The following is a 17,601-nucleotide window of genomic DNA, read 5'->3' on the forward strand; positions in this document are numbered from 1 at the left end:
TAAATTCCGCTTTTATACATTTTGTATAACAAATTCGATTGAAATTTGACTTTATTTCTGATTCAGCTCTTGTTATACTAAGTATGCAAAATTATTACCTGCACCCCTATGTCTGGAAAACATAGCTGCAGAATAAAAAGGAGCTGCCACCTCTACGTGGTAACTCCTTTTTATTTTGTCTTATTCTTTTTACCTAAGGTTGAATGACTCATACCGTAAGCAAAATAAATTACTAATCCAATTGCAAACCAACCACCGGCATAAAGTTTAGCTTGAATATCAAGACCCCAGAAAACAACTAAGGAACCCAGAAATCCTAATGCTGGTAGGACCGGATAAAATGGCATCTTGAAATCAGGATTCTCGATATCCTTGCCTTCCCTTTTTCTCAAAGGATAGATTCCTAAGGAAACAAACATGAAAGCTATCAAGGTTCCCGCTGAGATCAGTTGTGCCAAGAATGAAAATGGACAGACCGCACCGATAATAATCGCTACTACGGATAAAACTAATAACGCGTTATTAGGAAGATTCTTCTCGTTAAGTTTTCCTAACCACTTAGGCAACATCCCATCACGTCCAAATGAATAGATCAAACGTGACCCTGCCAACATCATTCCAATCAAAGCAGTGAACATTCCGATAACGGCAATTGCTTGAATAACACTAGCTACCACCGGATGCCCTGCTTGACGTAAAGCCCAACCAACAGGTTCAGCGTTATTCATATAGGAAGATGATTTAAACATTCCTACTAACACCAAAGCCACGGCAATGAACAAACTAACCGCAATCAACAGTGAGCCCAAAATTCCACGTGGCATTGTCTTCCCTGGATCTTTAGCCTCAGCGGAATTAGCCGCAATCGAATCAAAACCAATATATGACAAGAAAATCATCGAAACACCAGCATAGATTCCTTGCCAACCACCAAAGGCCGTTCCATCGCTGTTTACACGATATTTAGGAATAAACGGTACATAATTTTCAACATGAATTGCCGTTAAACCGACAACGATAAAAGTTAAGATGGCTAAAACTTTTAAAACAACCAAAACATTTTCAACACGAGCTGCGCCACTGACACCATGGGAAAGTAACAACGCTACCGCCGCAATCACAATAACTGCGACCAAATCTAACACGCCACCATTACTCCCTAAAGTATTGGCAATCGCATTAGGAAAACGAATTCCAATCGGTTCTAACAGTCCTCGAAAATTAGCCGACAGTCCTGAACCAACAAACGCTAAAGCAATGAAGTATTCAGCCAACAAAGCCCAACCAGCTATCCAGCCAAAAAATTCACCAAACATTACGTTGATCCATGAATAAGCTGATCCAGCAAACGGCATCGCAGCCGCCATTTCAGCGTAGGCAAAAGCTACCAATCCAGCAACAACCGCCGCAATTATGAAAGAAAAGACCACTGATGGTCCTGTATGTTGAGCCGCTACCACCCCTGGCAAAGTAAAAATAGAGGTCGATACAATTGTCCCAACACCCAAGGCTAAAAAGTCTTTAACTGTTAAGACTCTCACTAAGTGTGAATCCTTATCTTCATAAATACTCGGATCTTCTTTTAGAGTTAAACGTCTAAAAAGGTTTCTCATATAAACATCCCTTCTTATAAGAAATCTTGTATTAAGTAATCAAAATTACTATTTCATATAATTCGTCTTATTTTAATGTTTTTTTAATTTACTTGCAAGAATTTTATGAAAGCTTCAACCACTACAAAGACAATAAAGACCGAGTTTTCGGTATATAACCTAGCTATATATTTTTCTGATAAATTAGATTTGAATTAATCATCTATACATCATTATATATAAGCAGTTTATTTTATTCCCAATTACACTATATTTTCTTAATACTTATAGGCCTATAAAACATTCCACTTTTATTAAGAATTGTTTATCATTTATGAATTTTTACTAAAATAGTTGAGAACTATAATCAATACCGTGATATTTTATATTCTTTATAGAATAAAAAGGGTAATTAATTATGAGATTCCAACAATTAAAGCACGATCCAAATACAATCGAGAGAAAACGACTCGTTAAATCGAAGAAGAATTGGGTCGTCCTAAGTAGCCTTTCAATCGCAGGGGGATTGTTCCTACTAAGTGCGCCTAGTGTTTTGGTCAAAGCTGACACAACTAGCAACCAAACACAAACAGTTTTGACTGCAAAAGCCCCTTCGGCGGAAACTTCATCAGTTACCGACAACGTTGTTAGCGTTTCCAAAAATAGTACTAATAATACTGATGACAAAACTACCGATCAACCAGTAGCAACTAAAGCTGATGTTCCCGCAACTGGAACTGATACCGCTGCAAAAACTTCAGGTACTGTTGAACCACAAGCATCTACTCCTGAATCAAGTACTGATACTACTAGAAATACACAATTAGATGGTACAAAGACTGACACTACCAGTTCTGATGCCCAACAAGCAGATGCTTCAAAAACTGACACTGGTGAAAGTGCCAATCAAAAAACAACTTTAACAGCTACTGCACAAAAGGCTGCCCTTGCACCTGTAGCCGAATCCACTTCAGTTTCTAAATTACCTGACTCTGGAGATAATTGGGCAATTGATGCTAATGGTTATTTAACGATTAATGGTGGAACCATTGGTAAAGATATTGACCCTAATGCTACTGAGAATACAAGTAAACCAGATCCTACCCTTTGGGGTGGACATGCCACTGATGTTACTACAATTGATTTCACAGCACCCACTACCGCACTAACAGATATCTCATACGTATTCTCTGGTATGAGTAATCTGACCACTATTAAGAATCTTTCCAATTTAAATACTGCAGGAACTACAGATGCTTCAGGAAATACTGTCATTCCAGGAACCCAAAATGCTGAGGGACTGTTCAAAGACGATCCCAAGTTAACCACAGTCGACTGGTCAGGTAATAACATAGGCTCCATGACAAACATCAGTCATATGTATGAGAATGATACTTCCTTAATATCTACCACTTATTCTTCCGCTAATTTAAGTAATGTCAGAAACGCAACAGATGCTAGGTATACTTACGCTAATTGTATCAGTCTTACTAGCCCAAATATTAGTGCGTGGCAAACTCAAAGTCTACAGCATACTGATGGCATGTTTAAAAATGATATCAGCATTGATAAATTGGATATCGGCGGTATGATTCTTACTCAACTTAAAACTACTGGTAACTCCCTATATGGTGAAGGTATGTTTGACGGCACTAACTTCTCTAGCATTACTTTATATAGAAACAACAAATTCTCCCCTGAAACAGCACTTACATCTAGCAAAGGAAGTACTTGGGTAAGCTCTGATCCAAATTACCACTTTAACGGTATTCCTAATTTCGATGAAAACGGTGTTGCCTCTGGCGGTTTGGGTAGTCTAGATATCAGTTCCTACCCCAGCATCAAAATAACTTTTACGGCAAGTGGTGCCTCAGAACAAGGAACTGTCGTAAGTAACTTAATTACTATCCACACCAACCATGGCGATCGACAATTTGTCGCACAAGGTAAGATTGGTGAGTCTAATGAGATCAATGCACCCGAAACCATAACTGTTGATGGTCAAACATATACAACAACTACCAAAACAGTTAACGTTACATTTGGTCAAACCACAGCAACTGCTGACGAAACAGTTAATTATTATGGTGCTCCAATTGCTGGAAGCACAGTATCCGTAGTTACTTCTTTGGGTAATCAACCTGTCTCCGTTCCAGCTGGCAATGTTGGTAATACTTCCGACGATGTAGCTCTTCCAGATGTTGCCGGTTATTCTACACCTAAAATTAAAGTCAATTACACTTCTTCTGGTGCCGTCATTACTGACGAGAATGGCAATATTATTAACGCTGAGAACCCTATTAAATACGTTGGTAATCCTGTTGATTCCTCCGACACTTCAGTAACTTCTTCTTTAGGTAGTCAACCTATTACTATCCCTGCTGGTACTATCGGTACTATTTCTGATCCAATTACTCTACCAAACGTTGATGGCTATACTGCTCCTCAAGTCAAAGTTAACTACACTCCTCACGGAAATGTCATTACTGACTTAAACGGCAACCCTATTACTGACAAGAACCCTATTAAATACGTTGGTAACCATGTTGATTCCTCTGATGCTTCAGTGGATTCCTCTTTAGGTAGTCAACCTATTACTATCCCTGCTGGTACTATTGGTACTACTTCTGATCCAATCAACTTACCAGTAGTTGATGGTTACACTGCTCCTCAAGTCAAAGTTAACTACACCCCTCAAGGAAATGTTATTACTGATTTAGACGGCAACCCTATTACTGACAAGAACCCTATTAAATACGTTGGTAACCATGTTGATTCCTCTGATGCTTCAGTGAATTCTTCTTTAGGTAGTCAACCTATTACCATTCCTGCTGGTACTATTGGTACTACTTCTGATCCAATCAACTTACCAGTAGTTGATGGTTACACTGCTCCTCAAGTCAAAGTTAACTACACCCCTCAAGGGAATGTTATTACTGATTTAGACGGCAACCCTATTACTGACAAGAACCCTATTAAATACGTTGGTAACCATGTTGATTCCTCTGATGCTTCAGTGGATTCCTCTTTAGGTAGTCAACCTATTACTATCCCTGCTGGTACTATCGGTACCACCTCTGATCCAATCACTTTACCAACTGTTGATGGTTACACTGCTCCTCAAGTCAAAGTTAACTACACCCCTCAAGGAAATGTCATTACTGACTTAAATGGCAACCCTATTAACGACGAGAACCCTATTAAATACGTTGGTAACCATGTTGATGGTTCTAATACTTCAGTAGTTTCTTCCCAAGGTAGTCAACCTATTACCATTCCTGCTGGTACTATCGGCACTACTTCTGATCCAATCACCTTACCAACTGTTGATGGTTACACCGCTCCTCAAGTCAAGGTTAACTACACCCCTCAAGGAAATGTCATTACTGACCTAGATGGAAATACTATCAACGCTGAGAACCCTATTAAATACGTTGGTAATCCTGTTGATTCCTCTGACACTTCAGTAGCTTCTTCTTTGGGTAGTCAACCTATTACTATCCCTGCTGGTACTATCGGTACTACTTCTGATCCAATTACTTTGCCAACTGTTGATGGTTACACTGCTCCTCAAGTCAAAGTTAGCTACACTCCTAACGGGAATGTTATTACTGACCTAGATGGAAATACCATTAACGCTGAGAACCCTATTAAATACGTTGGTAATCCTGTTACAGCTTCTGATACCTCAGTAGCCACTTCTTTGGGTGATCAAAAGATCAATATCCCCGCCGGCACTATCGGTACCATCTCTGATCCAATCACTTTACCAAACGTTGATGGCTATACTGCTCCTCAAGTCAAAGTTAGCTACACTCCTAACGGAAATGTCATTACTGACTTAAATGGCAATACTATTAACGCTGAGAACCCTATCAAATATACTGGTAATCCTGTCGCATCTTCTGATACCTCAGTAGCTACTTCTCAAGGTGATCAAAAGATTACTATCCCTGCTGGTACTATTGGTACTACTTCTGGTCCAATTACTCTACCAAACGTTGATGGTTACACTGCTCCTCAAGTCAAAGTTAGCTACACTCCTAACGGAAATGCTATTACTGACTTAAATGGAAACACTATTAACGCTGAGAATCCTATTAAATATGTTGGTAACCCTGTTGTATCTTCTAATACCTCAGTAGCTACTTCTCAAGGTGATCAAAAGATTACTATCCCTGCCGGTACTATCGGTACCACTTCTGATCCAATCACCTTACCAACAGTTGATGGTTATACTGCTCCTCAAGTCAAAGTTAATTACACCCCTAACGGAAATGTTATTACTGACTTAGATGGAAACACTATTAACGCTGAGAATCCTATCAAATATACTGGTAATCACGTTGACCAATCTACATTTTCAGTTGTTACACCTGAGGGAAATAAATCTGTAGACATCCCTGCTGGTACTATTGGCACTACTTCTGATCCAATCAACTTACCAGTGGTCACTGGTTACACTGCTCCTCAAGTCAAAGTTAACTACACTCCTAATGGAAATGTTGTTACTGATTTGGCTGGCAACCCTATTAACAGCAAGAATCCTATCAAATATGTTGGTACCCCTAACCCTGCTCAAAAAGTTACCGTTACTAATCTAGACGGAACTACCACTACTTTGAATATTCCTGCAGGGCACTACGGAGATCCAAAAACTACAATAAGTGCCACTGAACAAACGGGATATCAAACTCCTAGTGTTACCGTTGATTATGGAAAAGACGGTACTCCTGTTTTGAAGGATCAAAACGGTAATGTTATTACAAATCTAGACAAACCATTAACTTATACTGGTAACCCTGTTGATTCTTCCCAAGCTTCAGTAATAACTTCAAAAGGTAATCAGGATGTTACTATTCCTGCCGGTACTGTTGGTACTACTCAACTTGTTGATCTAAACCCTATTGAAGGTTATAAGACTCCTCAAGTTAAAGTTGCTTACAATCCAGACGGAACAACTTCTGTTACTGATGCGAATGGCAATTCTATAACCAATGAAAATCCTATTAAATATGTCGGTACTCCAAACCCCGCTCAAAAAGTTACCGTTACTAACCCTGACGGAAGCACATCAACTTTGGATATCCCTGCTGGAAACTTTGGCGATAAAGGTATTACTGTAACTGCTCCTAATAAGGATGGTTACACTGCTCCTAGTGTCACTGTTACTTACGGATCAGACGGTACTCCTGTTTTGAAAGATGGTAACAATAAGATTATCTCTGATACCAAACAACCGCTTGAGTATACTGGTAATCACGTTGATGCATCTACATTCCCAGTCACAACACCTAAAGGTGAAAAACCTGCAGTCATCCCTGCTGGTACTATCGGTACTACTTCCGATCCAATCACTCTACCAACCGTTGATGGCTACACTGCTCCTCAAGTCAAAGTTAACTACACTCCTCAAGGAAATGTTGTTACCGATTTAAAGGGAAATCCTATTACTAAAGAAAATCCTATCAAATATATTGGTACTCTTAACCCTGCTCAAAAGGTTACCGTTACTAACCCTGATGGCAGCACTACTACTTTGGACATCCCTACAGGAAATTTTGGCGACAAAGACATTACTGTAACTGCTCCTAAAAAAGATGGTTACCAAGCTCCTAGCGTTGTAGTTACTTACGGACCAAATGGTACTCCTACTTTGAAAGATCTTAAGGATAATGAGATACCTGCTACAGGAATTTCTTATAATGGAGATCCAGTTCCTGAAAGTAAAGTTACCGTCAATACTTCAAAGGGAACCCAGGAAATAACAGTCCCTGCTGGTACCATCGGTACTACTTCCGACAAAATTTCTCTGGATCCTATTAATGGCTATGAAACTCCAGAAGTTGAAGTAACTTACACTCCAGAAGGTATCGTTGTTAAACAAGATAATAAGGAAATCTCTAAAGATAATCCTGTTCAATATCTTGGTGTTGAAAATCCTGCTCAACAACTAAACGTTAAGAATCCTGATGGTTCTGTTTCTACCATAACCGTACCTGCTGGTCGCTATGGAGATGATCAAAAGACCATTAATATTCCTGAAAAATCTGGTTATAAAGCTCCTAACTTAGTCGTTGAATATAATGCTGATGGCAAATCAACTATTATTGACCTTAACAATGACAAAAAACCGGTTGATGCTTCAACACCTATTACCTATTCTCCAATCAATTCTGGTAATACTAACCAAGAAGCAGATGTTGAGGATATCAATGCAACATTAGCAACCTTTGCCGATAAGCCAGCTGTTGATATTTACAATTTTGATAACAACCAAATGTCAATTGCGGCTAACCGTAAGTTAGGTACTGATACTGGTTGGTTAACTGATCAAAAACTTAACTTCAACGGTGAAGCTTATTATCGTGTCGCCACTGACGAATGGGTCAAAGCTAGTCAAGTTTACCTATACAAAGCTGATCTTTTGAACCTCAAAGCTCATACAGACTCTGATAAAGAATTGATCAGAGCTGAAGGTGACGTGCTTAACCATAACTTAGCTAAAGGTACACAATTTACTAGTGATCGTATTGCTTATATCAATGGACAAGAATATTATCGTGTTAGTGCTAACGAATTTATTAAAGTTAGTGATGCCGATGTCATTAATGGCAGTCTTGATAGTTCTGCTGTTAAGTTAGTTGTCGCTACTTATAGTGATCAACCAGCTGTCCAACTATATTCATTCAACGGAAATCAACCAAGTGTGATTTCTAATCAAAAACTTGGACCTAAGACTGATTGGCTCGTTGACCAAAAGACTACTGTTGATGGTGAAACTTACTATCGTGTTGCTACCGACCAATGGGTTAAAGCTAGTCAAGTTTATGTATTTGAATATGCTAAGGCCGTGGCTACTGTGAATGGCGATGCTGCCAAACCACTTTATACCGCTGAAGGTAATCTTTCTAACCGTAAACTAGCTGCTAATACAAGTTGGAAGACTGACCGTACTATTCAATTAAATGGTCAAACTTTCTATCGTCTAGCAACTAACGAATTTATCAGTTCTAAAGATGTTTCAATTCACTAATCATATGGATATAAAAAGGACCCACAAATTTTAGTTTGCGGGTCCTTTTTCTGTTGGTTAATAACCAATGTTCTATGTTTTATAGTGGAAACGAGCTGCGCAGGCCAATTTCTTCCGGTTTGCTACAGAACTGAAATCATCCGCAAGTTCAGCGGCTAATTCCAGTTCTTAGGCAAATCCTCGGAAATTCCCAGGCCTGCTTCGCTCTCTATAAGAATGAACGTAAAATTTCTTTCATTGGTGGTAATTCTGGCAAGCTCTTCTTATCTACAACGTGGTTAAATCCAAATTTAGCGTATCCCTGAGCTTCATCCATCATGATTTTGCCAGGAAGTGGTGCTTCGTCATTAACGGCTACATCCAGCAACACTGGCTTTTCAGGATGACGATACTTGGCAATGGCTTCGGAGAATTCTTCATCAGTTGTGATTCTTTCACCAATTCCACCACAGGCTTCAGCAAATTTGGCAAAGTCAATTGTTGGTAAACTGATTCCATAATTTTGTTGTCCGGCTGATTGTTGCTCATATTCAATAAAGGCTAACAATTTATTATTCAGTACTACAAATAATATCGGCAAATTATATCTTACGGCTGTGGCAAAGTCTTGCATGACCATTGAGAAGGCACCATCACCGGCAACGGCATAAACGGGACGTTCTGGCATATCCATCTTGGCAGCAATTGCTCCTGGCAGTGCACAGCCCATGGTTCCTAACCAAGCAGAAATTGTGTACATCTGACTTGATTTGGCGGTTAAGAATCGAGCTCCAAAGGCAGTTGAAGTTCCGACATCAATTGACCAAACAGTATCTCTCGGGGCACTCTTACTGAGATTGTGGAACATTAATGAAGGTAAAACTCCTGTGTGTTTCTTAGTATAAACATCGTGCATCCAACTGTGCCACTGGCCAATCTTTGAAACTGCCAAATCCAAGAAGTGACGTTCTTTGACTGGTTCACCTAATTCATTCAAGCGACTCAAGACTTCTTTGGCATCCCCTTGAATTGCTAAATTGACGTGACGGCGTTTGCCTAGACGGTCAGCATTGATATCGACTTGAATAGCATCGACTTTCTTATTTAAGTATGGTGCATAAGGATAATCGGTTCCTAGCATAATGACCAGATCAGCTTTTTGCATCATCTCGAAAGCTGGCTTCGTTCCTAGTTTACCTAATTGTCCCAAGTTGTAAGGATGATCATCGTCTACCATACCTTTGGCCGGCATAGTCAAAATAATAGGTAATTTATATTTTTCAATAAATTCTTTAGTTTCAGCTTTAGCGCCCTTAATTCCAACACCAGCTAAGACGATTGGATTAGAATGGATCTCCATCATTTCAAGGGCTTTTTTGATCTGACTGTCATCCACTTTATAGTCTTCTAGCTTGAAGTTATCGACGTTAGGAGTGAAATTATCCTTAATCATGTGTCCGGGAATGTCATCAGGAATCGTCAAGACTGCCACACCTTTTTTGGCAATGGCAGTTCTGATAGCTTCGTCCACAATTCTCGGTAATGATTGTGGATCCATGATAATTTTATTATAGACGGCGACATCTTCGCATAAGACGTGAGTATCTACTTCTTGGAAGAAATCGGTGTTCAATAACTTAGATTGAACTTGTCCTAAAATTGCTAAAACAGGTGCATGATCCATCTTAGCGTCATACAAACCATTTAATAGATGAATGGCGCCTGGTCCACCAATCGACAAACAGACCCCTAATTCTCCCGTCAATTTTGCATGCGCAGCAGCGGCTAAAGCAGCCACTTCTTCATGTAAAACATGCGTAAATTTAATTTTATCTTGAGAACGATACAAAGCATCAATTGTCGTGTCTACAGAATCGCCTGGTATTCCGTAAATGTTATCGACACCCCACTTTTCTAAAACTTCGACCATTTTATCCGATGCACGAACACTCATAGTTGTCCCTCCTAGTATCAATTACTTATACCGTACCATAACGATTTCACAATAAAAGTGATTTGCTCATAGCTTGATATATCAATTTATTTATATTTATAATGGACAGTTTGTGAATAAGATTGTTATGAGTAATTCTATTTTTAGCATTTTCTGTTATCATATATTTAGACGTTTTTAGGGGGATAAAAATATGGTTAAGCAGTTCCAACTTTATCGTTGGTTACGTTTCTTCTTTTTATTGGCTGCGGGGATTCTAATTGTCATCGCACCCATCAAAAGTTTTAACATTATCATCTATATCGTTTCTAGTTACATAGCCATCTATGGGATTTTATCGATCATTGATGGTTTGAGTATTCGTAAGAGTACTGGCGAAAACAATATTGCTATCGGTTTAGGAATTGGTGCTTTATTCTTAGCCTTAGGGGTTTTATTCTTTGCTCGTTTTTTTGTAAATCTAGTACCGCCAGTTTTAGGAATCATCCTGTTAGTCAACGGTATCAACCAATTTCGGGATTCTCACGAGATGACAAAAAGGGTTCAGATAACACCCTACTTGGACTACTTCTACTCGGCCCTTCTAATGCTTGCAGGTATTGTGTTTATCTTGAACCCTTCCAAAACAATTATTTTCATCTATCAATTATTCGGATTAAGTCTCATCATATTAGCTTTCTTTGAAATCATAAACTCCAGAATCTATCGTCGTTAAGTTAGATCTGGATTTTTTTTAAGGTAATTGTACTCAAACTGTTGGTAATCGCACTATTTTCATAATGAATCGTGGCTTGCCAAGTTTGAATATTGCTACCATTTCTAATTGAGATTGCTTCAACAAGAATTTTACCGAGTTTCAGTGAATTAAGATTATGGAGTGACACACCTAAAATTGCGGCAGTATCATTATTATCCATGTTCAAATTAGCACCGATACTGGCTGCCGTTTCCGACAACATAGCATTGATGCTACCGGCTTTTCTTGCTTCCATTTCCAGGTGTTCTTCACTGACATCCATCTGCAAAACTACTTTATGTTTTCCTTCTTCAACTACTTCAATCCCTAAATCATTTAGCAAACTCATTTTTTACCTCAATTTTTTTCATAATTAGTTAAAATTTTATTATTCAAATGTTTTACAATCAAGTTATAGCAATTTTAATGGTATCAAATTACTAAAGGAAAAGAGGTCACATTTTGGAAAATTGGTTAGTCAAACGTGCAAAATTAGATCCTGATAAGGTGGCTTTAATCCTAGAACATGCGGATTTCACCTTTAAAGAACTAAATCTGTGCGTGCAACTATTTGCTAGCAAATTATTTACTAGTGGAATTCGTAAAAATGATCCCGTAGCATTATTTTCCGATAATTGCTTCAACGGTTACGTTGCTATTCTAGCACTTCAACAGCTTGGAGCACGGACCATCATGCTTGATACCGAGCTTTCCTTTGATTCATTGAACTATCAAATCAACGATTCTAAACCCAAAACGATCCTGATCAGTGACTCAGCACCCACTTCTGAAATCCTCAAAGTGGATTGGTCAAAAACTTTGATGTCCGATATTTTGAGTCTTGATAAGAGCTACGACTACGCACCGATTTCTGAATTCGATAATGATCAGGTGGCAGCGATCCTCTACACTCCTAATGATAACAATGATATCGGCGTTATGCTGACTTATGGCAACTTTTTCTTCTCCGCAATGGGAACTTCTTTGAGTTTGGACATCGCTAAGCAAGATATCTGGGTATTAACACTACCGATTTTCAATGCGCCCGGTTTTTCCATTATCATGCGTTCTCTGATTTATGGTATCGGTGTTTACTTAATTGATGGTTTCGATATCAATCAAATCAACAAAGTCCTTATCAATGAACGAGCTACAATAATTTCTCTAACGCCACCAATGTTACGAGAATTATTGAACACACTGCCTAAGGGAAAAAGTTATAATCCTAAATTCCGCTGTGTTTTCTTAGGCTATGGTTTAGTCGACAATTGGACTCTACTGCGTTGTAATTTGCTTAACATTCCAGTTTTACAATCATATGGTATGACCGATACTACTTCCAATATCGCTGCTCTCAGCTTTAATGATGCCGAATCTAAAACTGGATCCTGTGGACAACCATTTTTCACGGAACAGATTCGCATTACCGATATCAACCAAGATAACATTGGTTGCATCGAAGTTAAGTCCCCCACAATTGCCATCGGCTACTTGAACAAAAGGCAATTGTATCAATCACGTTTCACAGAGGATGGCTTTTTCAGAACTGGCGACATGGGTTATTTAGACGATGATAATTTTCTATACGTCAAAGGTCGCAAATCCGAATTGATTTATCGTGGCAACAAAATTATTTATCCACGTGAAGTTGAAAATGTCTATCGCAGTATCAACGGAATTGCGGACATTTGTATTGTCGGTGTCGCTAATGGATTAGAAAAACAAGTTCCCGTCGCTTACATCGAATTAAAAGAGCATGCCTATCTCAGTAGCGCAAATCTCGAAGAATTTGGTCAACACAATCTGATGGATTATCAAGTACCAACAGAATTCCGCTTAGTTAAGCAAATTCCTAAAACTACGAGCGGCAAAATTTTACATACGCAACTGCTTAAGTTGAAATATGAAAAATTGTAAGGCAACCATCCTATTTGTATCTAGCTTTCTAAAACTTTTAAACTAAAATAATGGCGTCTATTCAGGTTATTCAATTCCTGAATAGACGCCATTTTAATTTCTGATTCAAACTTTCTATTGCATTCGAAAAAACATCGGGGTAAGATGAATAATCGTTAGTCATCTAACATTTATTCTAAAGAGGTAAAATCATGCCACGAAAAGGTACTAATACGCTACTAAAAATTGCTTCAAATCAGATATCCCGACGTTTTGATGCTTTTGCTAAAGAATATGACACCACTTGGGTCCAAATGTCGATCATCGACTTTCTTAGTCATAACAAAGACAAGGAATTATTCCAACGTGATATCGAAAATGAATTCTTTATTCAACGCTCCACTGCGACTATTGCTCTGCAACGTATGGAAAAGAAGGATTTGATCTACCGCAAACCGTCTGCTCATGACGGTCGTCAAAAGTCGGTCTATCTAACTGACAAGGCGCAGGCACTCGAAAAAAAGATTGATGAATACATGCACCATCAACAACATATTTTAGAAGAAAACTTTACTACTGAGGAATTGAGCACTGTCGAAAAATTCCTTAAATTTCAAGCTTTCCAGGAGGACTTATAATGGATAAAAAAGAAAAGATACCTTTAAACGTTCTGCTAGCAGTCATTGCTGCAGGACTAATGTCATTTTGTGGGGTCATTGTTGAAACATCAATGAACATCGCTTTTCCCACTTTAATGAAAGAATTCAACATCACCACTTCAACTGTTCAATGGATGACTACGATCTACCTATTAGTTGTCGCCATCGTTGTACCTTTATCATCATTTTTTAAACGCAATTTTAAGACCAAGACATTATTTATCTACGCTAATTTATTCTTTATCCTTGGTGTTCTAATCGATGCTGTAGCTCCTATTTTCCCTGCTCTATTACTTGGCCGTGTAATTCAAGGTTTAGGAACCGGAATTGCTTTACCTTTAATGTTCAACATCATCTTAGAAAATGTACCTGAAAGTAAAATTGGATTCATGATGGGCTTAGGTACCCTCATTACAGCTGTGGCCCCAGCAATCGGGCCTACTTTTGGTGGTTTAGTCATCAATTCATTAGGCTGGCGTTATATCTTCGTTATCCTTTTACCCGTTTTAATTATTTCATTCTTATTGGGTACCAAAAATATCCAACAAAAGAGCGCCATTCAAAAATCTAGTTTTGATGTACCAAGTTTAATTGCACTAATCTTAACTTTCAGCGGTCTGATTTTTGGTTTTAGCAACATGAGTCAAATGAACCTAACTGTTATTCTGGCCTTTGTTGTCGGTATTATTGGCCTAACTTGGTTTATTCTACGTTCTAACAATCTTTCAGAACCCCTGTTAAATCTTGGTGTTCTCAAGAATCATATTTTTAGTGGTCACTTACTCAGTTTCTTTTTATTTCAAATTTTATCTCTAGGATTTGCTTTTATCTTGCCAAATTATATCCAACTAGTTAATGGTAATAACGCTACTGTTGCCGGTTTAGCTGTTCTCCCTGCTGGAGTCGTCGGCGCCATTTTAGCCCCATTAGGTGGTAAGATTTTGGACGAAGTCGGAGCTAGAATTCCAATCTTATCTGGTGTCACCTTAGCTAATATTTCATTGATCATCTTTGCCATTTTCAGTTTAAAACTATCTAATACGATGATTGTTTGGTTCTACATTATCTACATGTTGGGAATGGGTATGTCAGTCGGCAATATCATGACGGATGGTCTTAAATACTTATCTAACGATGATCAGGCCGATGGCAACGCTCTATTAAACACGTTGCAACAATTTGCCGGTGCTACTGGTACTTCAATCGTCTCAGCTATTATTGCTCAAAGTCAAAGCAATACCCACTTAAGTACTGCTACATCCACTGCTATCGGTACACAACATGCTTTTATCGTCTTGGTTATTCTTGGATTGATCAATCTTTGCATCCTATTTATCTACGTTCCTAGAAAGAATCACTCTAAGTAATACTCAAAGAAATTAGCAATCTTATCCATCAATCTCGGTTCAACTAAATGACCTGCTTTATAGCCAGTAATAAAGGCCACCTGCTCGCCATACGTGTGTCCCTGCAAATTATTGAAGAAATTTCTGGACATGCGATATGGAATTCGTGGATCAGCCGTTCCATGCCAAAATAAGACTGGGCGTTGATTGATTTTTTCCGGCTGACTATTCAAATCATAGTTGTCGATCCAAGCTACTGACTTTTCAAAATCAGCTGGCATATATAAATTACGTTGTTTAGCATCATTAATCACTAATTGTGCGTAACCTTTGAAATCAGGTGTACCCATTATTACTGTGGCTGCTGTGATTTCAGGATGTTGCGTCAACAAACCAGCAGTTGTCATGCCACCCATTGAATAACCGCCGACGCCAATTTTTTGATCTTTAATCAAATTACGGTCCTGATAAAATTTACGAATAAGTTCAAACTCCTGCAAGTTTCCTTGAATGCTGTTCCAAAAAGTCACTGAAGGAACAGAAGAAACGTCCGCATAACGCTCACCATGATTAGGTGCATCAGGCAAAACGACACGAATATTTTTCTGCGCCAGTTTTCTAGCTTGTGTCAAAACTTGTTCTTTTGCTGAACGCCAACCGTGATAGAAGACTACCAAAGGTAGAGGTTCATTAATTAGTTTTTCTTGTACGACTTCTAATGTTGGAACATCTTGAATTGATCTAGAATTTATCTTTAACATTTTCGCACCTCTTAGTCATCATATTATCTTATCAGGCACAAAAAAAGTAGGAATAACGAATATTCCTACAATATATTAGATATATGGTAAATTACGATTTTTTATTTTAAACAATAATTCTTCAACGTCACGATTATGACGGTGACCTGTATTGATATCATATTCAATCAAGTCACGACGGAAACTATTCAATTCATCGTCTAAACTGTCACTGTATCCTAATAATTCCAAATGCTTGAATACAAGATTTATTAGTGATCCTTCACAACCCAAGTTAAAAGATCCAACAGATTCTTCGACCGATCGAATAAAGTTATCACGTTCAGCATTAGAAATGCGTACTTCTTTCAATGTCGTACCACCCTTCTCTATAAAATATCCTCAATATGCAATAATCTCTCTTTATCATTGACCATTATGTATCATAACGGCCACGATGTGCTTCCAATTTTATATAAAATACTTATACTTTTCTGAACAAATTATATAATATCAGCATTCTATACGTACTTTGATTATGACATTCCTTTCGTTCTCTGTCATGAATGTCATCAAATACAACAAAATAGTGTACTTAATTTATGAATCTTTTTAAAATCTTGTTTTTTTGCTCAAATTATTTTCCTGAATTGTAGAAATAAATTTATATCGGACTTATAATTAAATTGGTTATATAGGCGAGATGTATTAACCTAACAATGTTTCATTGTTATCCTTTTAGAGTAGTACTCCTTCTCAACTGCTTAGGAATCAGGGTTTGTGGTAGGCTCTGGTTTTAATTTCTCGCAAAATAAAGGCTAGTGGTAGGCCTTTATTTTTTTGCCCTAAAACCGCATTCTAATTGGATAAGACCAATTCTCGTAAATAAAGTTTACAGATATAGATTTACTATTTATTATTTAAAACTTTAATGAAAAATTTGCAAGCCTACATTTGTAAATTACGTTTTTCTTAGTAAAAAAGATGTTGTTCTATTGTTTAATTAGTGCTGGATGCCGTCAAAAGCAAAATCTCTGTGGACCGCTGGAATGCACTAGGCCTTGTCAAGTTGACACTTTTTTCGAGTAAATAATATAACTTTAAGAGATGGACTCATTCCAATATTCCTTTGGAGTGAGTCCATTTCTTGTTTCCGATCTATCTAGAGTATCAAAATAATTCATTCCGTCCTTCACCAAAAGTTTTAACTCTTCCAATGTTTTAGGTGTCTCATGTAGATTGATCCATCTCAATTTGAAATCATTCCACCAACGTTCTATTGGAGAATTGTCGTAAGGCGTTCCCGGCCTGGACATACTATGAATTGATTCATGTTGTATAAGAAATATATTAAATCTTTTTGACGAGAATGCCGATCCTCGGTCCGTATGGACCATCGGATGGACGTCACCCATAGATTTAAAAGCTTTTTTAAATGTACTGATCTCTGAGTCAGTATCCTCTGATGGACTTATATGATAACTGATCATTCTACGGCCGTAGAGATCCAATACGCCACTTAACTGCACTTTGTGTTTATTCTTTATTCCATATTCAAGTTGGGTTGAATCGGCTAACCAAACTTGATGTGGTTGAGACACCTTAAAGTTTTGATTTAATATGTTGTCTTTAATATATTCTTCTTCATTGTCTTTTTGACTTT

The 17,601-nt window shown here is 38.0% G+C and carries 11 protein-coding genes; 5 read left to right on the forward strand and 6 right to left on the reverse strand.

The window, feature by feature from the left end:
* Positions 1-170 precede the first annotated feature (170 nt).
* The gene (locus tag U8526_RS08510) at positions 171-1,613 is read right to left on the reverse strand and encodes an APC family permease (protein WP_334341521.1); all 1,443 of its coding nucleotides are present in this window, start codon (positions 1,611-1,613) and stop codon (positions 171-173) included.
* 397 nt (positions 1,614-2,010) lie between these two features.
* Here U8526_RS08510 and U8526_RS08515 point away from each other — a divergent pair, with 397 nt between their 5' ends.
* Entirely contained in the window at positions 2,011-8,628 is a 6,618-nt protein-coding gene (locus tag U8526_RS08515; protein ID WP_334341522.1) for a beta strand repeat-containing protein, read from the forward strand.
* A gap of 208 nt (positions 8,629-8,836) precedes the next feature.
* Here U8526_RS08515 and U8526_RS08520 read toward each other — a convergent pair whose 3' ends face one another.
* Positions 8,837-10,561: a pyruvate oxidase gene (locus U8526_RS08520; RefSeq protein ID WP_334341523.1), complete on the reverse strand. Its 1,725-nt coding sequence runs from the start codon at positions 10,559-10,561 to the stop codon at positions 8,837-8,839.
* 193 nt (positions 10,562-10,754) lie between these two features.
* Between U8526_RS08520 and U8526_RS08525 the strand changes: the two genes are divergently transcribed.
* Positions 10,755-11,276 carry a DUF308 domain-containing protein gene (locus U8526_RS08525; RefSeq protein ID WP_334341524.1) on the forward strand — a complete coding sequence of 174 codons (522 nt, stop codon included), beginning with the start codon at positions 10,755-10,757 and terminating at the stop codon, positions 11,274-11,276.
* A gap of 1 nt (position 11,277) precedes the next feature.
* Here the strand turns inward: U8526_RS08525 and U8526_RS08530 are convergent, their stop codons facing one another.
* Positions 11,278-11,646, reverse strand: a complete 369-nt coding sequence (locus U8526_RS08530; protein WP_334341525.1) for an aromatic compound catabolic protein — start codon at positions 11,644-11,646, stop codon at positions 11,278-11,280.
* Between the two features lie 113 nt (positions 11,647-11,759).
* On the opposite strand from U8526_RS08530, the gene U8526_RS08535 reads away from it, so the two are divergent.
* From U8526_RS08535 to U8526_RS08545, 3 genes are all read left to right on the forward strand, one after another.
* Entirely contained in the window at positions 11,760-13,214 is a 1,455-nt protein-coding gene (locus tag U8526_RS08535; protein ID WP_334341526.1) for an AMP-binding protein, read from the forward strand.
* A gap of 191 nt (positions 13,215-13,405) precedes the next feature.
* Positions 13,406-13,831 (forward strand): MarR family winged helix-turn-helix transcriptional regulator, encoded by a 426-nt coding sequence (locus tag U8526_RS08540; protein WP_334341527.1) that lies wholly within the window; start codon positions 13,406-13,408, stop codon positions 13,829-13,831.
* The gene (locus U8526_RS08545; RefSeq protein WP_442886223.1) at positions 13,828-15,219 is read left to right on the forward strand and encodes an MDR family MFS transporter; all 1,392 of its coding nucleotides are present in this window, start codon (positions 13,828-13,830) and stop codon (positions 15,217-15,219) included. The genes U8526_RS08540 and U8526_RS08545 overlap by 4 nt, the downstream gene beginning before the upstream one ends.
* On the opposite strand, the gene U8526_RS08550 is transcribed toward U8526_RS08545, so the two are convergent.
* From U8526_RS08550 to U8526_RS08560, 3 genes are all read right to left on the reverse strand, one after another.
* On the reverse strand, positions 15,207-15,959 hold the full coding sequence (locus U8526_RS08550; protein ID WP_334341529.1) for an alpha/beta fold hydrolase: 753 nt from the start codon (positions 15,957-15,959) through the stop codon (positions 15,207-15,209). The two genes, U8526_RS08545 and U8526_RS08550, sit on opposite strands and share 13 nt — an antisense overlap.
* A 75-nt stretch (positions 15,960-16,034) precedes the next feature.
* Positions 16,035-16,310: a hypothetical protein gene (locus U8526_RS08555; RefSeq protein ID WP_334341530.1), complete on the reverse strand. Its 276-nt coding sequence runs from the start codon at positions 16,308-16,310 to the stop codon at positions 16,035-16,037.
* Between the two features lie 728 nt (positions 16,311-17,038).
* Positions 17,039-17,601: DDE-type integrase/transposase/recombinase (locus tag U8526_RS08560; RefSeq protein ID WP_334341531.1), on the reverse strand; the 563-nt coding region annotated here is incomplete at its 5' end.

This window comes from Companilactobacillus sp. HBUAS56275 (assembly GCF_036913655.1).
Lineage (GTDB): Bacteria > Bacillota > Bacilli > Lactobacillales > Lactobacillaceae > Companilactobacillus > Companilactobacillus pullicola.